The sequence below is a fragment of the Hartmannibacter diazotrophicus genome (genome assembly GCF_900231165.1).
In the GTDB taxonomy this organism is placed as follows: Bacteria; Pseudomonadota; Alphaproteobacteria; order Rhizobiales; family Pleomorphomonadaceae; genus Hartmannibacter; species Hartmannibacter diazotrophicus.
Genome location: NZ_LT960614.1, coordinates 1301610 through 1322571 on the forward strand (window position 1 = coordinate 1301610; position 20962 = coordinate 1322571).

A 20962-nucleotide genomic window follows, 5' to 3' on the forward strand; every position below is an offset into this window, starting at 1 on the left:
CCGAAGCAGTGCCCGCAGGAGCGGGCACCGGCTTTTGCGCCGGGATCGGGATCGGAGCAGGGGATCGGCGTGATGCCGGGAACGACGCAAATCGTCCCGGCTGTTACTCGCCTGCCTTCACGGGGACGACCGGAACTTCCGAGCCGAGCGACGAGAAGACGGCCTTCACGATGCCTTCGGCGTCGAGGCCTGCGGCCGCATAGAGCGCGTCCGGCTTGCCGTGGTCCAGATAGAGGTCCGGCAGGTGCAGGGTGCGGATCTTGAGGCCGCGGTCGAGCAGGCCTTCTTCGGCGAGCAACCCCAGCACATGGCTGCCGAAGCCGCCGATCGAGCCTTCCTCGATGGTGATCAGCACGTCGTGGCTGGACGCGAGGCGGATGACGAGGTCGCGGTCGAGCGGCTTGGCGAAGCGCGCGTCCGCCACCGTGGTCGAAAGACCGAAGGTCTCCAGTTCCTCGGCGGCTTTCAGGGATTCGGCAAGGCGCGTCCCCAGCGACAGGATCGCGACGCGGCTGCCTTCGCGCAAGATGCGGCCCTTGCCGATCTCCAGAACCTCGCCCTTCTCGGGCAGCTCAACGCCGACACCTTCGCCGCGCGGATAGCGGAAGGCGATCGGGCCGGCATCATGGGCGGTGGCCGTCGCCACCATGTGGACAAGTTCGGCCTCGTCGCTTGCGGCCATCACCACCATGTTCGGCAGGCAGGCGAGATAGGCGATGTCGAAGGCGCCCGCGTGCGTCGGTCCGTCGGCGCCGACGAGCCCGGCCCGGTCGATCGGGAAGCGCACGGGCAGGTTCTGGATCGCGACGTCGTGGACGACCTGGTCGTAACCGCGCTGCAAAAAGGTGGAATAGAGGGCGCAGAAGGGCCGGTAGCCTTCGGCGGCGAGCCCGGCGGCGAAGGTCACCGCATGCTGTTCGGCAATGCCGACGTCGAAGCAGCGCCGGGGAAAGGCCTGCGCGAAAAGATCGAGCCCGGTGCCGTCCGGCATCGCGGCGGTGATGGCGACCACCTTTTCGTCGATCTCGGCCTCGCGGACGAGCGCCTTGGCGAAGACCGAGGTGTAGGAGGGGGCGTTGGATTTCGGCTTGGACTGCTCGCCGGTCACCACGTCGAACCGGGCGACGCCGTGATACTTGTCGTCGGAGGCTTCCGCCGGCGCATAGCCCTTGCCCTTCTGGGTCACGACGTGGACGAGGATCGGTCCCTCACCGTCGTCGCGCACATTGCGCAGGACGGGCAGCATGTGCTCCAGGTTATGGCCGTCGATCGGGCCGACGTAGAAGAAGCCGAGCTCCTCGAACAGCGTGCCTCCGGTCCAGAAACCGCGCGCGAACTCCTCCGCCCGCGCGGCCTTGTCCTTCCAGAAGCGGGGCAGGCGGAAGGCGAGCTGCTTGGCGGTCTCGCGCAGGGTCCGGTAGGTGCGTCCCGAAACCAGCCTTGCCAGATAGGCGCTCATCGCGCCCGTCGGCGGGGCGATCGACATGTCGTTGTCGTTGAGGACGACGATCAGGCGGCTGTCCATGGCGCCGGCGTTGTTCATGGCCTCGTAGACCATGCCGGCGCTCATGGCTCCGTCGCCGATGACGCAGACGACGTTGCGCTTCTCTCGGGAAAGATCCCGCGCGACCGCCATGCCGAGGCCGGCCGAAATCGACGTCGACGAATGGCCCGTGCCGAAGGCGTCGTATTCGCTCTCGGCGCGCTTGGTAAAGCCGGAAAGGCCGCCCGGCTGGCGAAGCGTGCGGATGCGCTCCCGCCGGCCGGTGAGAATCTTGTGCGGATAGGCCTGATGGCCGACATCCCAGATCAGCCGGTCGTGCGGCGTATCGAAGACCGCGTGGAGCGCGACCGTGAGTTCGACCACACCGAGCCCGGCGCCGAGATGTCCGCCCGTCACAGACACGGCGTCAATGGTCTCCTTGCGCAATTCATGGGCAAGCTGGACCAGCTCGGTATCGCTGAGGGACTTCAGGTCCGCCGGCGAAGCAATCGTGTCGAGAAGGGGCGTTTGGGGGCGCATTCTGTCCTGCAGTCGTCCTGTCTGTCCTTGCCGCCCAAGTCGTCCGGCTTCGGGGCTGATGAAGTCCTGAAACAAATGCGATACAGGATGCTTCGACTTGCTTCAATCAGGCAATGTCATTCGACGTCAAGAGGTTCCACACCCTCTGCGGAACCATCCTGTCCGATGCGGATTTTCTCGACCTTGGCCTCGGCGGCCTTCAAGAGCTTGTCGCAGTGGGTGCGCAGTGCATCGCCGCGCTCGTAGATCGTGATGGATTCTTCAAGGGCGACGCTGCCCTGTTCCAGGCGGCTCACAATACCTTCGAGTTCCTTCAGGGCCGCTTCGAAGGGGAGCGCGGCAATATCATTGTCATTGGCCAAGTCAACACATCCTCAGGCAAGGTCATCCCGATTTTTACCTAGGGTCACCTGACCTAGAAGTGACGCCAAAGGGCCGGCAGGGCAACCCCGCAACGTCGGAAAGACGACGGGGAATTGCAGCCCATGGTGAACGTCGCTCCGCCGCCGCTGCCGGCTTCCGATCGCCGCCTCGCGGATCGAGCAGGCCTATTCTCCCATGAGAGCTCTCACGTGATGAGTCACAGATTTTGACAACCCCGTGAGGTCATAGCCTCCTTCGAGCATGGAAACGAGCCGGCCCTTGGCGTAGCCGTCGGCCTTTTCCATCAGCTTCCGGGTGATCCACCCATAATCCTGTTCGACGAGTTGCAGGCTCGCCAGCGGATCGCGGTGATGGGCGTCGAAACCGGCGGAAATAAGGATGATGTCCGGCCGGAAATTGTCGATGGACGGCAGGATCACCGTTTCCATCGCCTCGCGGAAGGCGTCCGACCCGTCGCCCGGCGAGAGCGGCGCGTTGAAGATGTTGCCGACGCCGCGCTCGCGCGCCGCGCCGGTGCCCGGGAACAGCGGCATCTGATGCGTCGAGGCATAAAGCACGTTCGGGTCGGACCAGAAGATATCCTGGGTGCCATTGCCGTGGTGGACGTCGAAATCGACGATGGCGACGCGTTCGAGGCCGTGGACCGCCTGGGCGTGGCGGGCGGCGACGGCAACGTGGTTGAAGAAGCAGAAGCCCATGGCGGTCGCCACTTCCGCATGGTGTCCCGGCGGGCGGTGGGCGCAGAAGGCGTTGTCGACCTTACCGGCCATCACCTCGTCGATCGCATGACAGGCGGCGCCAGAGGCGCGCATGCCGGCCTCCCAGCTTCCCTTGGACAGCACGGTGTCGCCATCGATGCCGACGAGACCCTCGGAGGGAACCGCCTCGCGTATCGCCTCGACATAGGCATCCGGATGGGCACGCTCGATCTGCGCGACCTCGGCCATCGGCGACTGTTCGCGGATCAGATGCTGGAACTCCTCCGCCTCCATCGCCTGCTCGACCGCGCGCATGCGATCCGGCCGCTCGGGGTGGCCCGCCGGCGTCTGATGGTCGAGAAAGGCCGAGTGGTGGAGGTAGAGTGTGCGCAAGATCCCGCTCCCATGCCGCTTTATCGTTCTGAGTTTTTGATTATGCCAATGTCGGGACGGACCCGTGCCCTGTCAATCGCACTTCTCAGTACAACAGCTTTCATCCCGTGGACGGATCGGCTCCGAGAGCAACGCTCATGACCTTGGCGCTGCCGCGCGGGCAAGACGATCGTTGATCGCCTCGCCGAGACCTTCCTGTGGAATCGGCGCCACGGCAATGGCTGCGATGCCGGGCCGGTCGAGCCGCCGCAGCGCGGCAAAGAGGTTGGCTGCCGCCTCGGCCGGATCGCCGCGCTCGCTCAGGGATTCGAACGCGGCCGCCTGGCTGCCGATCTCGCTGGCAACCGGTCCGAAACCGAGATAGGCCTCATCGGCGCGAACGTCGTCGGCGTTGAGCCGGACCCGTGCCTTTGGCGCGTAATGCGAGGTGAGAAGGCCAGGCGAGATCGGCGCCGCATCGTCGACGACCGGTTGATCGGCGATGATCGGCCGGCCGGCGATGGCCTCCAGGTCTCCGCGCGACACGCCGCCATGGCGCAGCAGCCGGACGTCATCGCCAGTCACGGCGACGATGGTGCTTTCAACACCGATTCGCGTGGAGCCGCCGTCGAGGACCGCGGCGATGCGGCCGTCGAGATCGGCCATCACATGGGCGGCCGTCGTCGGGCTGACGCGGCCGGACCGGTTAGCGCTCGGAGCCGCGATGGCAAGGCCGGAGGTCTCGATCAGACGGCGGGCGAGGGGATGCGCCGGCACGCGCAACGCAATGGTGTCGAGCCCGGCGGTGACAAGGCTAGAAATGCCGGCGGTGTCCTTGAGGGGGAGGACAAGCGTCAGCGCTCCCGGCCAGAAGGCCTCGGCGAACCGGCGCGACAGGGGATCGAATGTCGCGATCTCCTCGGCGGCCTCAAGCGAGGCGACATGGACGATCAGCGGATTGAAGGACGGCCGGCCCTTGGCCTCGTAGATTCGCGCCACCGCCTTGCCATCGCGTGCATTGGCTCCAAGACCGTAGACCGTCTCGGTCGGAAAGGCGGCGACCTCGCCGGCCTTCAGCAACGCCGCGACGCGCTCGACGGAACCAACGTCTTCGGCATCGATCAGCAGTGTTGTTTTCGGCGAAGAGGACACGGGCGCGCAATCCTGGCGAACGGCGGATCTTTGCGGCAGGGGGGGGCGGCGGCGGATCAGAGCCGTCCGCCGCCGACCTCTCAGCCGAACTCCGGCCCGCGCGGGGTGTAGGGTTTCATCTCCCGCCAGCGGGTCATGAGCTGCTCCAGACCGCCGTCGGTGCCGTCTGGCAGGACGATGCGCGGCGTGACGATCAGGTCGCCGCGTCCGCCCTCGCGGGTCGGCAGGCCCCTGGCGCGCACGCGCAGGGACTTTCCGCCGGTCGTGCCGGGCGGGATCGTCAGTTCGACCGAGCCCTCCAGCGTCGGCACGCGCACCTTGCCGCCAAGGACCGCCTCGTCGAGGCTGAGCGGCAGGTCGAGCTTCAGGTTGTGTCCTTCGGGGCGGAAGAGGGGGTGGATGTCGTAGACGAGAACGACGATCGCATCGCCCGCGACGGTGCCCTGCGCACCCTGGCCCTTGAGCCGGATCGGCTGTCCGGGCTCGAAGCCCGGCGGAATCTTGACGTCGAGCGTCTTGCCCGAGGGCAGCGTCACGCGAACCTTGCCGGACCCGACGATGTCTTCCAGCTTCACCTTGGCCGTGGTCACCGTGTCGCTTCCCTTTGCCGTTGTCGCGCCGGCACCCGTCTGAGTGAAGACATCTTCGAAGGACGCTCCGCCGCCAGCGCCGCCGAAACGGCTGCTTGACGCCCGCCCCGCGCCGCGTCCGCCGCGGCCAAACCCGGAAAAGGCATCGCCGAAGATATCGTTGAGGATATCCTCCGTGTTGCGCCCGCCGAAGCCGCCGCCACCGGCGCGTCGCCCGGCGCCGCCTGCACCGGTGAAACCCTCGAAGCCGGTAAAGCGCGGCTTGCCGTCCGGGCCGATTTCGCCGGCGTCGAACTTCTTGCGTTTTTCCGGCTCGCCGAGAATCTCGTAGGCCGAATTGATCTCTGAAAACAGTTCCTGCGCCTTCGGGTCGTTGGCGTTGGCATCCGGATGATAAGCCTTTGCCAGCTTTCGGAACGCCTTCTTGATTTCGCCCTCGTTCGCCGAGCGCGAAACGCCGAGGACGTCATAGGGATCGCGCATCTTCACCCCTTCGAAAACCAGATATCGGGAAAGCTTGCCTTGTCGGCCACGTGGCCGCAAGTCAGTGTGTTGACTGGCATATGGGAAGTCATAGGAATAAAATCCAGACCTGCCACCTTTGCCGGCAAGGCAGAAATTCTCCGCCCCGCCTGACGCATGACGCGTTCGAGCGGGTGCGCTTGAACGAGACCGTCATGCTCCAAAGTCATCAGCCTCGAGCGGCGTGAATGGCGCGTATTTGAATCCACATGACCGCACGCCGCTCCAGTGTACACCCGAATGCCTTCGCCGTTCCCAATTGATGTGACGGGCTCTATATCAATGCTGGCGCCGCGTATAAAGAGCCGCGTGACCTTTGCTTGATCCGAAAATGCCAGACGAATGGAAGGCCTGAGATGGACGAAGCCGGCAAGCCGCTTCCCGAGGATGATTTCACCAAGGCTGACGAGCCCCTGCGCCTGTTCGGCAGCTGGCTGAAGGAGGCCGAGGCAAGCGAGCCGAACGATCCCAATGCCATGGCGGTGGCGACTGTCGATGCCGACGGCCTGCCGCACGTGCGCATGGTGCTGCTCAAGGACTTCGACAAGGACGGCTTTGTCTTCTACACCAACTTCGGCAGCCAGAAGGGCCAGGAAATCCTGGCCAACCCCAAGGCCGCGCTGCTCTTTCACTGGAAGTCGCTGCGCCGCCAGGTTCGCATTCGCGGTCCGGTCGAGGTGGTGAGCGATGCCGAGGCCGACGCCTATTTTGCCTCGCGCCATAGGGGGAGCCGCATCGGCGCCTGGGCGTCGAAGCAGTCGAAGCCGCTGGAAAGCCGCTTCGCTCTGGAAAAGGCGGTCGCCGAGTTCACGCTGAAATTCGGCGTCAGCGAGGTGCCCCGTCCCGAATGGTGGTCGGGGTTTCGCGTGCGGCCTGTCTCTTTCGAGTTCTGGCAGAACGGCCTCTTCCGCCTGCATGACCGCATCGTCTTTGCACGGGATGCCGAAGGCGAGCCATGGTCGAAGACCCGGCTCTATCCGTGAGGGGCATCAGAGCCATTTCCGCCATCGAAACAGCACGAAGGTGCCGACGGCCGACAGCAGCATGAGGCCGAGGGCCATCGGATAGCCGTAGGCCCAGTCGAGTTCGGGCATGAGGCGGAAATTCATGCCGTAGATCGACGCGATCAGTGTCGGTGGCATGAAGACGACGGCAAGAACGGAAAAGATCTTGATCGTCGCGTTCTGCTCGATGCTGACGAATCCTAGTGTCGCGTCGAGCAGGAAGGTCACGCGGTCTTCGAGGCCCCGTGCGTGTTCCGCCAGTGCCTGCGCATCGCGCGCCAGCGTCTTCAGCCGCGCCTTGTCTGTCTTGGGAAAGCTGAGGGAGTCGGCCTTCTCGAGCAGGAACAGCAGCATCCGCGACAGGCTGGTGAGGCTTTCCTGGATATGGCCGATGCGCATGCCCTCCCGGCCGATCTGGCTGAGGATATCCTGATGCGCACGCCCGGCCACGCCACTTTCGAAGATGCGGCGGGCAAGTTTTTCGATCCGGGCGCCGGTCCGCTCCAGAACGTCGGCGATCCGGTCGATCGCGACATCCAGAAGGAAGATCAGCGCGCCCCCGGCCGTCGTGACGCCGGCCCCCGGCTTGCCGACGCGCGAGCGGGCCATCGGCATCGTTCCCGGTTCGTCGTAGCGAACCGTGACGAGATGCCGGGGCGTCAGGATGAAGGTGACTTCCGTCGTGTCGGGGGAGGAGGACTCCGACCGGCAGAGCAAAAGGGCCGTGAGATAGAGCACGCCATCCTCGATGGAGAGGCGGCTCGAAGGCTCGATCTCCTCCATTTCCTCGCGGGTGATGAGGTCGGCGCCGATGAAGCGCGAAACGGCCGCATCCTCCTCACGGGTTGGATTTGAAAGATCGATCCAGACGATGTCGTCGTGAAGCCGGTCGTTGCCGCAGTCGGGCTCTCGCAGAAGGTGGCCGTTTCCGGGGCGGAAGAGATCGATCATGGAGGGCTCCGGCGAGGGGGTCTTGAGGCCTAAACGCCATTGAGACCACTTTGTGCCGGAAGACAACCCACCACCTGATCCGGATGTCGGCAAGGCACCGGATGAGCGCCATGGTCCTGGGGCGGAAGAAGGGAAACGCGAAGGGCATTGCAGGGGGGAGGAACCGGACGCCCCTCGGAGGGAGGCGCGCACGGAGGTCGTGAAACCGGCCACACGCGACGGTCGCTCCGACCGGCATGAACCGTCACGATCATCGGGCCCGGCGAGATGATCCGCCGAACCGTGTCAGTGGGCATGGAAGTGCGGGGTGCAATGTCGGGGCGGATCGAAACCGCAAGGTCTCATCGCGATCCGGCGGCGACGCCGCCGGACACCCCGTTCGGCGAAGCTTGGCTCCGCCGGAAACGTTCCATGAAGACCCGGCACGAAACGGGCTGTTCATCCGGCGGCAGGGCAAAAGCCCACCTTTGCCAAAACGACCCTCACGGTCGCGGCAGGAGTGACCCGTTAGATTGAATGTGCCCCTTCATCACGCCGGCCAAATGCGCCGGGCGCTATTGCCCCGAGTGGGCCCCAGCCAATATCAGCCGTCGTCGCGATCTGCGAACTGGTCGGCGGTCATTGCCTTCGACTTCGGCTTCGTCGCCTTGGTCATCATGGCCGCCGAGTTCACTGCCTTGATTCCGATGGAGCGATACTGCTCACAAAGGTCGTGCTGCGATTGCTGCTGTTGCTGCGGATGTTCCTGGTTGTCCGCGGGAGACATGACCGAATTCACTTTCATAAAAGCTGTTGCGTTGCTGGAGTCGACTTTCGACGCCAGTTCTTCGCGACCACACCCGACTGGATGCGATCACCCCAAACTACATGGGGCAATTTTGACTTTATTAGGACTCACAGCGCTTTTCCATGCGACATCAAAGTCAAAATCGACCATCGGAATCACATAATATTTTCGACTGTTACAGAACAGCACCAAAAACTGGCATACCAAACAAAGTCGATGTCGATTTTTTCCTTAAACATCGGGTTTGCGCTCTGAAATGGTTAATTTCCATCAAGTAATGTGACGAAATGTTGCACTCGGAAGGCTCGGACCTCTTCATTGACGACTCCAGCCGCATCCGGTCCGGGGACGCCGACGCGGCCGGATTCATCAATCCTGTCAGTGTGCTGACGGTTGTTTGGGCCTTCGGATGGTCGCCGGGTGATTCGGATCGATTCGAAGTCACCCGGCCAGGCCGGTCGAAGCCGGAGGGGCCTTGCCGGTAAGGATACCCGGCGCCGGACCTCAGGTTGCGGTTCTGAGCCCCTCGCGGGACACCACCGCCTCGCCGTCGTCGAGTGCCTTGATCGTGCGGTCGAAGAGCTCGTCGAGTTCGGCCTCCGAAATGATCATCGGCGGGCAGACGGCCAGCGTGTCGCCGATGGCGCGCAGGATGAGGCCATGGCCCTCGCCGAGGCGGGCGACCTTGGCGCCGACACCCTGCGCAGCCTCGAACGACCGCTTCGTCGCCTTGTCGGCCACGAGTTCGATGCCGCCGACGAGGCCCTTACAGCGAACGTTGCCGACAAGCGGATGATCGGCGAGCGCCATCATGCGCTTTTCGAACTGCGGCGCCAGCGAGCGCACGCGGCCGACGATATCCATCCGCTGGTAGATCTCGATGGTCTTGACGCCGATGGCGCAGCCGAGCGGGTGGCCGCCATAGGTGAAGCCGTGGCCGAAGACGCCGATCTTGGCGGACTGGGCCTCCAGCGCCTCGACCATGAACTTCGGCAGCATGACAGCCGACAGCGGCGCATAGGCGGCCGTCATCTGCTTGGCGACGGAAACGGTCGCCGGCTTCATGCCCATGGTCGTCGCGCCGAACCAGTTGCCGGTCCGCCCGAAGCCGCAGATAACCTCGTCGTCAATGAGCAGGATGTCATGTTCGTCGAGGATTGGCTGGATGGTCGGGAAATAGCTTTCCGGCGGGATCACCACGCCGCCGGCGCCCATGATCGGCTCGGCGATCATCGCGGCGATCGTCTCCGGCCCCTCGGTCTCGATCAGGGTGCGAAGGTTGCCGGCAAGCCGCTGGACGAACTCCTCCTCGCTCTCGCCGGGCTGCGAGAAGCGGTAATACTGCGGGCAGTCGGTGTGGCGCACGTTCGCAACCGGCAGGTCGAAGTCGCGGTGGTTGTTGGGAAGGCCCGTCAGCGAGGCGGTCATCACCGTGACGCCGTGATAGGCCTTCACGCGGCTGATGATCTTCTTCTTCTCAGGCCGGCCCATGGCATTGTTGTAGTACCAGATCAGCTTGATCTGGGTGTCGTTGGCCTCCGAGCCGGACGAGGAATAGAGCACCTTATCGATCTCGCAGGGCGCGATTTCCTTCAGCTTCTCGGCGAGCTCGATCGCCGGCTCCATGCCCTTGCCGCCGAAGAGGTGGTAGTAGGGCAGGCGCCTGAGTTGTTCCGTCGCAGCCTCGACAAGTTCCTCGTTGCCGAAACCGAGACCGGCGCACCAGAGGCCCGACATGCCCTCGATATATTCCTTGCCCTGCGTGTCGTAGACATAGACGCCCTTGCCGTGGTCCAGCACGAGCGGGCCGATCTCGCGGATCTTGTGCAGCGGCGTATAGGGGTGGATGACCGCGTCGAGATCACGAGCCTGAACGTTGGTAAGGGGCATGGAAATTCTCCGCACTCGAAGGATCGATGTCTGGTGTCTGGTGAGGCCGGAAGGGTCGATACCGGACCTTAATCGCTGAGAAGCCGTTTGGGCAGTTGCAAAATCTGCTGGGCAGGGTCGCACGGGAAAACGTCTTGTCGCCATTGGCGATTTGGCGGATGGTTCGCAGGTGGCGGCGGTCCGTGACCGGCGGCAGGGGGGAGGGCAAACGTGCCGATCAGGGCCGAGCATCTGATGTCGGCGCCGATCGTCTGGCGCGCGAGAGGGCTGAAAAGCGCCCGCCGGCTCGTCCTGTTCGCGCTGCTCATGGTGCTCGAGACGGAACTTGCCCGCCGGTTCGGCCTTATCGACGTGCCGACCGCGCTGACTGCACTTGCCGTTGGCCTTGCGGCGACGCTGCTCGCCGCGGCGATCCAGTTCGCGACTTACGGCCAGATCTGGAGCGAGGGCGCCAGGGGCTTCGGTCATGCGCTTGCGACCAGTCTCCTTGCGCTCTTCATCCTCGTCCCGTTCCTGTTCGGCCTCGCGATGCTCCTGCTGCTGCCGCGGGCAAATGGCGAAACGACGGATGCGGCCGATCCTCCCGTGATCGCCGGCGAAGGTCCGGTTGTCCTGCGCACGTCCCACCCCGCCGGCCTTGGGTTTCTCGGCGCGGTCGCGGGCCGGCGTTATCCGCTCTCCTCGGTGGAACTCTATGCCGCCGCGAAATCGGCTGCCGTCGATCTCGGCTGGTCGATCCGGACCGAGGACGAGCCGGGCAACGAGGAGACGGGCGGCGGCTTCGCGGCGGCGGCGCCGACAGAGCTCTTTCTGCTTCCGGGCGAGGTCGCGGTGCGGGTTCAGCCGGTCGATGAGGGCGACGCCACCACCGTACAGGCGCGGATCGACCTGACGGCGGCGCTTCCCGTGCTTTCCGACGACCTCGGCTTCGACAGCCTGCGCATCCGGCTTTTTTACCGGGCACTGGATGCAAGGCTCGCCCAGTCCGCCGATGAATGACGCGCTGGTGGACGATTACGGCGGCTCGAAACGTCCCTCCAGCCGGACCGCCCCCTCGGTTGCGACAAGGCCGCGCGCGGCGAGATCCTCCAGATGGGCGAGCACCGACAGCCTTGCCGCGCCAAAGAGCGACGGGTCGAGCCCGACATAAACGGCGGAGACGATGTCGGCGGTTGACCGGGCGCCCATTGTAATGGCCGCAAGGATGGCCACCTCGCGGCCGCGCCGGTGTTCGATGAGCCCGCGCACGAAGTCATGGGCCTGACGCAGTTCACCGCCGTGGCCGGGCAGGTAGGTTGTCTCGGGCGCGGCAAGCAGCCTGTCGAGCGAGGCCATGTAGTTGGCCATCGATCCGTCCGGCGGTGCGACGATCGTGGTCGACCAGGCCATGACATGGTCGCCGGAAAAAAGAACGTCACCGCCCTCAAGGGCAAAGGCGAGATGGTTTTCCGTGTGTCCGGGCGTTGCGACGACGCGAAAGCGGCCGGCCGGGGTTTCGATCAGATCGGCATCGCCGGCGACGAGATCGGGATGAAAGTCGCGGTCGCCGGAGGCGTCCATCGGGTTGCTTTCGCCCGGCGGCAACGGATGGGCGGGACGGTGCGGCCCTTCGCCGACGGTGAGCGCGCCGGTCCTCTCCTTCAGCCGCGCGGCAAGCGGCGAGTGGTCGCGGTGTGTGTGGGTGACGAGGATGTGGCTCACCGGTCGCCCGCCGCAGGCGGCGAGGATTGCCTCAAGATGACCGTCGTCCTCCGGACCCGGATCGACGACCGCAAGCTCCGACGTGCCGACGAGATAGGTGTTCGTGCCCCGGAAGGTGAAGGGGCTGGCATTCGGGGCCGTGATGCGCCGGAGACCCGGGGCAATCTCCACGGCCTCGCCATGCCTTGGATCGAAGTCGCGGTTGAAGGAAAGGGTCGTCATGGCGGCACGCTTGCACCGCGCCTTTGAATTGGCAAGACCGTCCGCCTGAGACAGAAGCGCCGGCAAATGTGATTTGGGCGCAACTGGCCCGGCTGAAATGATAAGGAAAACGCCGAGCCGCCCATCTTGGCCCGGGCAGGGGGAGAACTGATGCAGGAAGCGAGCCTTCGGCTGCTGATCTTTCTGGGGATCTTCACGGTTGTCGCGCTCATCGAGTGGTTCCTACCGAAACGCGTGCCGCGCGAAAGCCGCTGGACGCGCTGGAAGGTGAACCTGTCGATTCTCCTGCTCGATGTCGTCATCCAGCGTCTGACATTGGGAGCGGCTGCCTACGTGACGGCGATTTACGCCGAGGAACACGGCTGGGGCCTGTTTCACCTTCTGGACTGGCCGCCGCTGCTGGAGGGACTTCTCGGCTTCCTGATTCTCGATTTCGCCATCTACCTCCAGCATGTGCTGAGCCATGCCCTGCCGGTGTTCTGGCGGCTGCATCAGGTGCATCACACCGATCTCGACGTGGACCTGACCACCGGAACCCGCTTCCACCCGATCGAAATCCTCGTCTCGCTCCTGTGGAAGATCGGTCTGGTCGCGGCCCTCGGTATCGGGCCCTGGACCGTCGTCATCTTCGAGGCGACGCTGAACGGCGCTGCCGTCTTCAGCCACGCAAACGTGCGGATCCCTGAACGGATCGACAGGGTCCTGCGCTGGTTCGTGGTCACGCCCGACATGCACCGGGTGCACCATTCCGTCTATCCGCGTGAAACCAACTCGAACTTCGGTTTCTTTCTCTCCGTCTGGGACCGCCTGTGCGGCACCTTCATCGACCAGCCGAAGGATGGTCACGAGGCCATGACCATCGGACTTCCGGCCTATCGAAATCAGGCAAAGCTGGGTCTTGGCACGCTCCTCGCCATGCCCTTCTGGCGGCGGCTGATACGGAGCAGCGGGAAGGCGGATCGGGATTGAAGCCGGCAAAGGCTGCGATCATCTAAAATCGGCTCAAAAAGTCTCTTGCGGCAATGGGAGGCACCCGCTATAAGGCCGCCACCAGCGGTTCGGAGTGTAGCGCAGCCTGGTAGCGCACCTCGTTCGGGACGAGGGGGTCGAGTGTTCGAATCACTCCACTCCGACCAATTTTTTCCTTCATCTGAAGTGGATCTGCGCGGCTCGGCCGGCCCACCACTCGTGAGCGGCGATGAACGGCATTGCCGGCGTCATGTGGTCGCCGCCGCTCCGGTTTGCCCGTGCGACGGCCACCGCCGGTGTTCGACCATCACCAGTTCGGCGTGATGCCGAATCGCTCCTGCAGGTCACGGCCTTCGCTGCTGAAATGCGCCTGCAGTTTCCGGAAGGCCTCCGGGTACTGCTCGGCCCCGTCGCTCTTGGACGGAACGATGTTCCACATCTGGTACATGTAGGCGAGCTTCGGCGGCAGGCGCGAGAAGAACCAGCGCAGCGATGTCTTGACGCCCGGCAGGGCCTTGAGAACCGGCGGCAGGGAGACCTTCTTCTTGTCGCCGCCGACATGGAATTTCTGGTGCGCGATCTCGCTTCTCCAGGCCGGGTCGAGCCCGAGGTGCGTCATGATCTTGCTGATCGTCTCGTCAGGATGGCCTTCAAGATCCTCGGTCAGCACGACCAGCAGCGACTCCTTCGGGAAGACCGCCAGATAGCGGTCCAGCATCCGGCTGTACTCGCTCCAGACGACGCAGCAGTCAGCCTCGTTGGCGTCCTCGTGCGGCAACTCCCTGGCGCGGATGAGTTCTTCCCGATTCAGCCAGCGGTCGACATGCGCATCGAAATTGTCGTCCAGCATGCCGCGCCGGACGCACATGCGGTAGTGCGAGAAGGTGCGGGCGACCGGATTGCGCAGAATGGCGATGAGCCGCACATCCGGAAACATCGCGCGGATGCGCGGGGCAACGCCCGGTGCGCTGATATACTGCGGTGTCGCCTTGCCGATCAGCACGCCGGCCGGCCGGTCCTTTTCGAACACCTCGTCCGCGAACTGATCCCAGTCGCCGTCGTCCCTGTCGAAGAACGTCCGCTCCTTGCCGATGGCCATCTGTATTTGAGGATGCGTCGCCAGAATTTCGTGGAGTGCCGTCGTGCCGCCCTCCTGGGCTCCGATGATGAGGAAGTCCAATTCGTTCTGTTGCATGAAGACCGTTGCTTGCAAGAATGATTCGGCGGCGGCCATGGAGGCCGAACTCTCCGGATGGCACCCAATGGCTCGGGCCCGGATGCCAGCACGCTTGCGAGCGACATCAGGTGCTTCCTTCGGCGGCGTGCACGGGAGGCAGAGTACAGGAGAAAACACTGACCGCCTTTAATGCGATGGTCACCGCAGGACCAACATTGCCGCGAGGGAAGCCAGAAATTGGCGCCGTCGACGCAACCCGAGGGGGGTGTCCACGACGCTCAACGCGAATGGATCGGCGCTGCTCTGCTATGATTGTCCCCTCATCGTTACGCCCTCAAACGAAGATCGATGGACATAAAATCGTCCCATCTTTATCACGAACTGAGCCTCGCTGTGATTTGGCCGGAGATCGATTTGAAGATTGATACGAGACTTTTAAGGCTGCTCGATGCGTCCATCTCGGTGGGCATTCGTGGAGCTGCCGCAATCAGTGCATTTTTGCTACAAATTTTGATTTCCCGTACAACTGGCGCTGCCGGAATTGGGCAATTTCAAATATTACTGACTTCAGCAACTGTAATTTCAACATTTTCTACATTTGGTATGGGTTTAAGCATTACAAGAATTGTAGCCCAAAAAAGACTATCGAAAAGTGCTATATTTAAAACAATTGGAAATGCAACCATAGCATCATTGTTTATTCTATCAATTATTGTAACAATAATTACTGTAAATATAGATTATCTTAATAATATTATAGACGATCTAAATACCGCAACAATATTATCAATAGTCATTGCGTCGGCGTTTCTTAGTCAGACGGAAATATTTGGAGGGGCCGCTCGAGGTGCGGGGTTGCACTCAGTAGCGCAAGCGACATCCTACTTAACTACGCCGTTAATCGCTGGCATACTAATATTCAGTTCAAGTTACTCGAACGCTGACGTTGATCCGTGGAAATCATACTTAATTGGATGTTGCCTATCTTCTATAGCCATAGCGTTTATATCTGTATATTGGATCGGTATTCGGAAGGGAGCTACTTCAGGAAGTAGCGACAAATCCATAAAGTCAATGGATATACTGAAAAACAGTTCGGGATTTTTCTTTGCTGGATTTGCGCAGCTGGCAGGAATTTGGATCGTTACATATACGTTGAGTGCAGTGGCGACGCTCGGAGATGTAGGTATATTTAAGGCGGCAGAGAGATTTGCTTTTATCATTGCTTCGATAGGGCAATCTGTATCGGTTACTGTGGCAGCAAAGTATGCGCTTGCCCATGTAGAGGGAAATCATAGGAAACTAGTAACACTAGCGCAGGGGGCAACCTTAACAACTTTCTTAATGACATTTCCATTGATACTTGTTTTGTTCGTATTTTCAGACTTTTTTATGGGATTGTTCGGTGATGAATTTTCTCAAAAGGGAGAAGTTTTAAGAATATTGATTTCGGGTCAACTGTTTGCATCTCTTTCTGGCGGCGTATTCCAGCTCCTAGGGATGACGGGGAATGCATATATAGTCGGAAGAACCAGTGTGATATCAACTATCGTCACGTCAATTTTGGTATTTGTTCTGATTCCTTTTGGTGTAACTGGCGCAGCGATTGCTCTATCTGTTGGCAACGCAATTCAAATGCTTATGCTGAATTGGGCAGCAAGGAGATTCTTGAATGTAAGATGCGATATTTTTCATGTCATAGGTGCCCGGTTTAAAGAGAGGATCAAATGAAATCAGAGGACTTCTGCCCAAGAGTTGCTATTATTAATCAGCATGGAAACAATTATGGTGATGATATTGCTTGCTATGCGGCGGTAGAGCAGGTGAGAAATATCTTCAGAGATGCAGAAATTACTCTGATTTTCAATAATCCAAACGAGGTAATTCTAGGTGCGCAGCCGATAGTTATTGAAAATGTGCAACAAATTGATGATATTCTGTTCAAAAAATCAGATATTATAGCGCTATTGCTAGATGTTTTTGGCCTAAGAATGTTCGGAGGTCTATTAAAGTCCAGCGGAATGAAGCGTTTTGAGAGAGAAATAGAAAAAAATGATGTTGTTATTGTTAGTCCAGGTGGTCAGAATATTGGCAAATATAAGGACTGGTGGTACCTGATGCAGGTATTGTCATCTATAAATGGTGGAAAAAGCCCAATTTTCTTCCTAAATACAATAGCTAGATCCGGAAACGCTCTATTCGATTGGCTGGCGCGGTTTTGTCTGAAAAATTCTGAAGTGTTTGTTCGTCAGAAAGACAGCTATGACTATGTAAAAAGCGTTGGTGCATCGGTGTCTCTCGGCGTTGATACGGCTTTTTCTTTTTTGCCTCGTCATGGCGAGTTAGGTCCCGTGGAGAGGTTAAACGAAATTGTATTTATTCCAACTAATCTGAGCAAATTTTTTCGAGGATTCAATGCGGAAACTGTCGAAGGAGTTGTCTCCGATATAGCCGACACCTTGTCTTCAGAGTCGGTACCGCAGGCATTTCGAATTAGAATTGTACCTCATTTGCATTCGTCGAGTGCAGAGAGCGATTTTTTGAACCAGATCAAACTGAAAATTGAAAAAAATGGAAGAGAAGTAGTAGTCGATCATGATGTAAGGACGTTTTTTGACTATTCCGACCGTATAGCGGCGGCCCGTGTTGTCATAAGTATGCGGTATCATGGAGTAGTTCTGTCCGGCGTGCATCGCACTCCATTTGTTGGAGTCGCCTATGAAGAGAAAATGCAATATGCCGCTGCCTACCTTGGGCAGTCGGATTTCTCGATACCTGTTTCTAAATGGTCTGGAGATGCATTTAAGTCTGCTGTGGAGAAGGTTCTAGAGAAGGAACTAAATATTCGAGACGAAATTGGTGGTAAACTTCCTTTGCTCCGAAGGCTTTCTAGGTTGCCAGTGGATTTCTTGGCGATTAAATACGCCGTCGAAGATGTAGGAAAGTGATATATATTGATGAAATAATACGCGAGGCGATTTGTCTTCCGAATGGAAACATCGTGTTTTCATTGAATGTGAGAAGCTCGAAGGATCGACAATTTGAGCAAAAAAATTTCGGTTGTCATTGTCACATACAATTCCAAGTCCTTCATCGACGAGTGCCTGAAGCCGATCGTTGGATCGATCGGTCCGGATCTGGAAGTGATCGTCTGGGACAACGAAAGTCCCGACGGCAGCCTCGGCTATGTCCGCGAGAACTATCCCTCGGTTCTGGCGTTCGGCGAAAATGGCAACCGTGGTTTTGCCGCCGGAAACAATGCGGCCTTCAGGCATTGCACCGGGGACTATGTTCTTCTGCTCAACCCCGACGCCTTCCTGGAGAATGCCGGCCAGATCGCCGAAATGGCCGCCGTTCTGGACCGGCGGGCGGACGTTTGCGCCGTCTCGCCGATGCTGCTCAATGCCGACGGCAGCCATCAGGTCGGCGACTGCGGCTGGCGGCATTCGATTGCGAACACCATCGGCCACTTCCTTTTCCTGCATCACCTCTTCCCCGACATCAGGGGAATCTATCTGACGAATGCCAAGCTCTTCTCCCGCCCGAGCGTCGAGGTCGACTGGCTTTGCGGCGCCTGCATGATGGTCCGTAAGTCGACGATCGACACGGTCGGAGGTCTCGACGAAGAGATTTTCATGTATGGAGAGGATGTCGAATGGGGCGAGCGCATGCGCGCGGCGGGGGCGAAGCTGCTTTACCTGCCCGGCATCAGGGTGACCCATCTTCAAGGGGCGACGCAGAAGGGCGAGAAGGGCAGCTATTTCATTTCGACAAAATGGCTGGACGCCTTGTCCGACCAGATCGGGCGAACCCAGTCCGGCTGGCAGTTCACGCTCTTCAAGGGCATTGCCTTCGCGGGAATGGCGCTGAGATTTCTGATCTATTCGACGCTCGATCTCGTCCGCGGACGGAAGATTTCAGCCAGGGCGAAAGCCATGAAGGCCTATGCCTGCCATGCCCTCAAGCTGCGGCGCGGGCAAGCGGTCGAATTTCCGGGAGTTCGCAACCGTCAATAGTCTTGCGACGGCAGCAAGTAGAAGACAGCAGGTTCTAGGTGCAGTCGCGATTCCGCGGGAATCCGTTGCTCATGCAAAGGAGAACACATCATGGAACTCACTCGACGGGATGTTGTTAGGTCCTGGCTGCTCGGGTCAGGTTGCCTCTTTGCCATGCCCAGCTTGGCCGAAGACAATACAGTGGGGAAGCCTGTTGTCTTTGCCGAAAAGATCCATCCGAAGAGCGACATTACCGACCTGCTCGATGATGCGCTTGAGGAGTGTTCGAAAAAACGTCTTGGTGCGGTGGTGCTTCCCGCCGGCGAATATTACGCCAAGTCTATTAAGCTTCGTCACAACACGAAGTTGATTGGAATGGGGGCTAGTTCAACGCGACTTATCGCAAGAAGTCGCAGCGAGGCATCTGCCTTTTTGACCATCGACGAAGGTCCAGTTGTCCGCTCTGGTGCCAAAGGATTGTCGCTGATTGGCGGTACCAACGCAAAACCATTCAATCCCGGTCAATGGGCGTTCCATGCCGAGGCTCGGCCAGAGCCGGGTGCAAAGTTGGCTCATGGCGGTTTATGGCAGTCGCTGTTCGAAGACATTGAAATTCGGGGATTTTCTCAGGGGGTACATTTAGATGGCGGTGGTAGCAGCACCCTTCTACCCAACCAGTTTCTGAGTTTCCGCGAGTTCTTCGTCTTCCTAACCCCAGAGCCGACTGGTCCGAGCATGAAAGTAACCGGACAGTCGGCACAGACTATCTTCCAACAGTGCCAGTTCGATTGCCAAGGCAGTAGGTCACCATATCCAACGGTTGAAATTGGTCCCAGTGAGAGATCTGGACGTGTTGCACCTGCAGTCCTGCGCTTCGAAGTGTGCACCTTTCAGAACGCCCGTTACGGTGCTCTCTTGAAGAACACGCAGAACGTCTCATTTGAAACGTGCTGGTTCGAGCAGCTCGACGGCGGCGTCGAGGTTGGCGAGGGCTGTTCCGCCGTGACGATCGAGGGATGCCGTTTTGCCAATGCGGGAAACATCGATCCGGCCGTTTCATTCGCGCCGGGAACGCAGGGTGCGGTGCGCTCCAATGTCTTTGCCGGCAAGGAAACGCGCGTCTCGCGGCGGTTTGGCGCCAAGGCGGATGTCGTGGACGAAAACAACTCGTTCTTCTGGGGTGCGGGCAAGTGACAGGCGCGCATGTCGCCAGACGTCAGATCCGGCTGCCGATCCGGCCCTATGTCATACCGGTCACTCTGCTGTTCTGCGCGGAGGTGATGTCGGGCGAGACTGTCTTCGTTCTGGCGGTCGCCTACGTCGCGGTCACCAGCGTGCTGCGCCATCGCTTCGTGACGCCGCCCCCCCTGTTCTTTCCGCTGGCCATGATTGCAGGGGTCGGCTTCTTCGTGACCATTTATGACTCGGCCTTTTCGAGAGACGCCGTCAAGGGCTTCTACTACATGATCCGCCCGGTGGTGTTTCTGTATGTCGGGTTCTACCTGAGCAGAACGCAGATGCGGTACCGGACGCTGGTGAACGCCGCGCTGATCGTGGCCGGTGTGCTGAGCCTCTATTATGCTGCTGGTTACGTGCTCAATCCGGAAGTCGCCGACGCCGGGCGCTATGCCCTGCGCGAGGCGCTCGGAACCGGGTACATGGTTGTCCCGATCGCTCTTTTTCTGGTCTTGTCGCATTACAAGATCGAGCGGGACATCGTCCTGATCGGCGCTCTGTCCGCGGTCTACGTCGGAGCCATCCTGCTGTCGGACTCACGCTCCGCGATCATCGTCTTCATGACCCTCATGATCGCCAAATATTTCCCGAAGCCGCTCTTTTCGCTGGGCGCCGTGCTGCTGGCAGTCCTCCTCTACTTCATAACCACGCCCTACATCGACTCGTTCTTCACCACCACGTCCCTGACGACGATGCTGGACAAGCTGCCAAGCGGCGTTGCCGAACTCGTCCCGGTCGAGCGCTATTTCGACAAGGACGTGAACGACGGCTGGCGTGGCTACGAGGTCTACCGCGCATTCACCTTCGTCTGGGAGCACCCGGTGCTCTATCGGATCTTCGGAACCGGATGGCACTCGCAGGTGCCGATCTTGTGGAAGATTCTTCTCGGAGACGAATTGCTCGACGCGATCCCGGTCTTCCACAGCGGGTTTTCGACGCTCCTGGTCCGCGCCGGATATTTCGGCATCTTCATGTTCGTCGTTCAGATCGCGCTGCTGGGCTCGTTCTTTTCCTCCACGAAGGTCGAGAACGATCATGCGCGGGAGATCCAGACATTGGGGCTCGGCATTGCCGGCAGCCTCGTGGTGCTGACCCCGCTCATCGGCGGAATTTACAATCCCGGCTCGACGAGCCAGGTCTTCCTGCTGTTCCTCGGCTACTGCGTCGGCCGGCACCAGCTCGACATCCGGGAGGTTCCGCGGCGGAAGAAAACCTATCGGCTGTTCAAGACCGGGCCGAGGCGGCGGATGCCGCGCGCAGGCTTCGCGGGCCGCCGCGTCGAATATTGA

At 60.5% G+C, this 20962-nt stretch carries 18 protein-coding genes and 1 tRNA gene; 9 read left to right on the plus strand and 10 right to left on the minus strand.

The genetic code is table 11. The annotated features are described in order from the left end of the window. Positions 1 to 103: 103 nt before the first annotated feature. The 5 genes from dxs to HDIA_RS06080 form a co-directional block, all read right to left on the minus strand. On the minus strand, positions 104 to 2023 hold the full coding sequence (dxs, locus tag HDIA_RS06060) for a 1-deoxy-D-xylulose-5-phosphate synthase (protein ID WP_099555296.1): 1920 nt from the start codon (positions 2021 to 2023) through the stop codon (positions 104 to 106). Positions 2024 to 2139: 116 nt separating this feature from the next. Further along, the gene (locus tag HDIA_RS06065) at positions 2140 to 2385 is read right to left on the minus strand and encodes an exodeoxyribonuclease VII small subunit (protein ID WP_099555298.1); all 246 of its coding nucleotides are present in this window, start codon (positions 2383 to 2385) and stop codon (positions 2140 to 2142) included. 186 nt (positions 2386 to 2571) lie between these two features. Further along, positions 2572 to 3498 carry a histone deacetylase family protein gene (locus tag HDIA_RS06070; RefSeq protein WP_099555300.1) on the minus strand — a complete coding sequence of 309 codons (927 nt, stop codon included), beginning with the start codon at positions 3496 to 3498 and terminating at the stop codon, positions 2572 to 2574. 135 nt (positions 3499 to 3633) lie between these two features. Further along, positions 3634 to 4629 carry an L-threonylcarbamoyladenylate synthase gene (locus HDIA_RS06075; RefSeq protein WP_099555302.1) on the minus strand — a complete coding sequence of 332 codons (996 nt, stop codon included), beginning with the start codon at positions 4627 to 4629 and terminating at the stop codon, positions 3634 to 3636. Positions 4630 to 4709: 80 nt separating this feature from the next. Then, a complete protein-coding gene (locus tag HDIA_RS06080; protein WP_099555304.1) occupies positions 4710 to 5702 on the minus strand; it encodes a DnaJ C-terminal domain-containing protein in 993 nt (330 codons plus the stop codon). Positions 5703 to 6097: 395 nt separating this feature from the next. Between HDIA_RS06080 and pdxH the strand changes: the two genes are divergently transcribed. Then, positions 6098 to 6724, plus strand: a complete 627-nt coding sequence (gene pdxH / locus HDIA_RS06085; RefSeq protein WP_099555306.1) for a pyridoxamine 5'-phosphate oxidase — start codon at positions 6098 to 6100, stop codon at positions 6722 to 6724. A gap of 6 nt (positions 6725 to 6730) precedes the next feature. Here pdxH and HDIA_RS06090 read toward each other — a convergent pair whose 3' ends face one another. The 3 genes from HDIA_RS06090 to HDIA_RS06105 all read right to left on the minus strand — a co-directional run bounded on the left by HDIA_RS06090 (position 6731) and on the right by HDIA_RS06105 (position 10373). Continuing rightward, positions 6731 to 7696, minus strand: coding sequence for a magnesium transporter CorA family protein (locus HDIA_RS06090; RefSeq protein ID WP_099555308.1), 966 nt, complete (start codon positions 7694 to 7696; stop codon positions 6731 to 6733). 583 nt (positions 7697 to 8279) lie between these two features. Further along, entirely contained in the window at positions 8280 to 8462 is a 183-nt protein-coding gene (locus tag HDIA_RS06095; RefSeq protein ID WP_157775361.1) for a hypothetical protein, read from the minus strand. A 525-nt stretch (positions 8463 to 8987) separates the two neighbouring features. Then, complete coding sequence (locus tag HDIA_RS06105) at positions 8988 to 10373, minus strand: aminotransferase (protein WP_099555314.1); 1386 nt, start codon at positions 10371 to 10373, stop codon at positions 8988 to 8990. Between the two features lie 210 nt (positions 10374 to 10583). On the opposite strand from HDIA_RS06105, the gene HDIA_RS06110 reads away from it, so the two are divergent. Further along, on the plus strand, positions 10584 to 11372 hold the full coding sequence (locus HDIA_RS06110; RefSeq protein ID WP_099555316.1) for a DUF1499 domain-containing protein: 789 nt from the start codon (positions 10584 to 10586) through the stop codon (positions 11370 to 11372). A gap of 15 nt (positions 11373 to 11387) precedes the next feature. On the opposite strand, the gene HDIA_RS06115 is transcribed toward HDIA_RS06110, so the two are convergent. After that, positions 11388 to 12296 (minus strand): MBL fold metallo-hydrolase, encoded by a 909-nt coding sequence (locus tag HDIA_RS06115; protein ID WP_099558739.1) that lies wholly within the window; start codon positions 12294 to 12296, stop codon positions 11388 to 11390. A 150-nt stretch (positions 12297 to 12446) separates the two neighbouring features. Here HDIA_RS06115 and HDIA_RS06120 point away from each other — a divergent pair, with 150 nt between their 5' ends. Both HDIA_RS06120 and HDIA_RS06125 read left to right on the plus strand, forming a co-directional pair. Further along, entirely contained in the window at positions 12447 to 13265 is an 819-nt protein-coding gene (locus HDIA_RS06120) for a sterol desaturase family protein (RefSeq protein ID WP_099555318.1), read from the plus strand. A 90-nt stretch (positions 13266 to 13355) separates the two neighbouring features. Continuing rightward, positions 13356 to 13432: transfer RNA gene (locus tag HDIA_RS06125), tRNA-Pro, on the plus strand. Positions 13433 to 13572: 140 nt separating this feature from the next. Here the strand turns inward: HDIA_RS06125 and HDIA_RS06130 are convergent. Beyond that, positions 13573 to 14460, minus strand: coding sequence for a sulfotransferase family protein (locus HDIA_RS06130; protein WP_157775363.1), 888 nt, complete (start codon positions 14458 to 14460; stop codon positions 13573 to 13575). 396 nt (positions 14461 to 14856) lie between these two features. On the opposite strand from HDIA_RS06130, the gene HDIA_RS06135 reads away from it, so the two are divergent. The 5 genes from HDIA_RS06135 to HDIA_RS06150 all read left to right on the plus strand — a co-directional run bounded on the left by HDIA_RS06135 (position 14857) and on the right by HDIA_RS06150 (position 20962). Continuing rightward, positions 14857 to 16173: a lipopolysaccharide biosynthesis protein gene (locus HDIA_RS06135; protein ID WP_162292615.1), complete on the plus strand. Its 1317-nt coding sequence runs from the start codon at positions 14857 to 14859 to the stop codon at positions 16171 to 16173. After that, the gene (locus HDIA_RS06140) at positions 16170 to 17390 is read left to right on the plus strand and encodes a polysaccharide pyruvyl transferase family protein (protein WP_099555324.1); all 1221 of its coding nucleotides are present in this window, start codon (positions 16170 to 16172) and stop codon (positions 17388 to 17390) included. Before HDIA_RS06135 ends, HDIA_RS06140 begins: the two co-directional genes overlap by 4 nt. Positions 17391 to 17483: 93 nt before the next feature. Then, complete coding sequence (locus HDIA_RS06145) at positions 17484 to 18458, plus strand: glycosyltransferase family 2 protein (RefSeq protein ID WP_157775365.1); 975 nt, start codon at positions 17484 to 17486, stop codon at positions 18456 to 18458. 90 nt (positions 18459 to 18548) lie between these two features. Then, positions 18549 to 19631, plus strand: a complete 1083-nt coding sequence (locus HDIA_RS25195; RefSeq protein ID WP_157775367.1) for a hypothetical protein — start codon at positions 18549 to 18551, stop codon at positions 19629 to 19631. Continuing rightward, a complete protein-coding gene (locus HDIA_RS06150; protein WP_157775369.1) occupies positions 19628 to 20962 on the plus strand; it encodes an O-antigen ligase family protein in 1335 nt (444 codons plus the stop codon). The genes HDIA_RS25195 and HDIA_RS06150 overlap by 4 nt, the downstream gene beginning before the upstream one ends.

Bases quoted from the DNA above. Each gene is read 5' to 3' on its own strand.
- HDIA_RS06130 (WP_157775363.1), bottom strand. From the start codon at position 14,460: ATGCAACAGAACGAATTGGACTTCCTCATCATCGGAGCCCAGGAGGGC.
- HDIA_RS06080 (WP_099555304.1), bottom strand. From the start codon at position 5,702: ATGCGCGATCCCTATGACGTCCTCGGCGTTTCGCGCTCGGCGAACGAG.
- pdxH (WP_099555306.1), top strand. From the start codon at position 6,098: ATGGACGAAGCCGGCAAGCCGCTTCCCGAGGATGATTTCACCAAGGCT.
- HDIA_RS06095 (WP_157775361.1), bottom strand. From the start codon at position 8,462: ATGTCTCCCGCGGACAACCAGGAACATCCGCAGCAACAGCAGCAATCG.
- HDIA_RS25195 (WP_157775367.1), top strand. From the start codon at position 18,549: ATGGAACTCACTCGACGGGATGTTGTTAGGTCCTGGCTGCTCGGGTCA.
- HDIA_RS06140 (WP_099555324.1), top strand. From the start codon at position 16,170: ATGAAATCAGAGGACTTCTGCCCAAGAGTTGCTATTATTAATCAGCAT.
- HDIA_RS06090 (WP_099555308.1), bottom strand. From the start codon at position 7,696: ATGATCGATCTCTTCCGCCCCGGAAACGGCCACCTTCTGCGAGAGCCC.
- HDIA_RS06120 (WP_099555318.1), top strand. From the start codon at position 12,447: ATGCAGGAAGCGAGCCTTCGGCTGCTGATCTTTCTGGGGATCTTCACG.
- HDIA_RS06105 (WP_099555314.1), bottom strand. From the start codon at position 10,373: ATGCCCCTTACCAACGTTCAGGCTCGTGATCTCGACGCGGTCATCCAC.
- HDIA_RS06115 (WP_099558739.1), bottom strand. From the start codon at position 12,296: ATGACGACCCTTTCCTTCAACCGCGACTTCGATCCAAGGCATGGCGAG.
- dxs (WP_099555296.1), bottom strand. From the start codon at position 2,023: ATGCGCCCCCAAACGCCCCTTCTCGACACGATTGCTTCGCCGGCGGAC.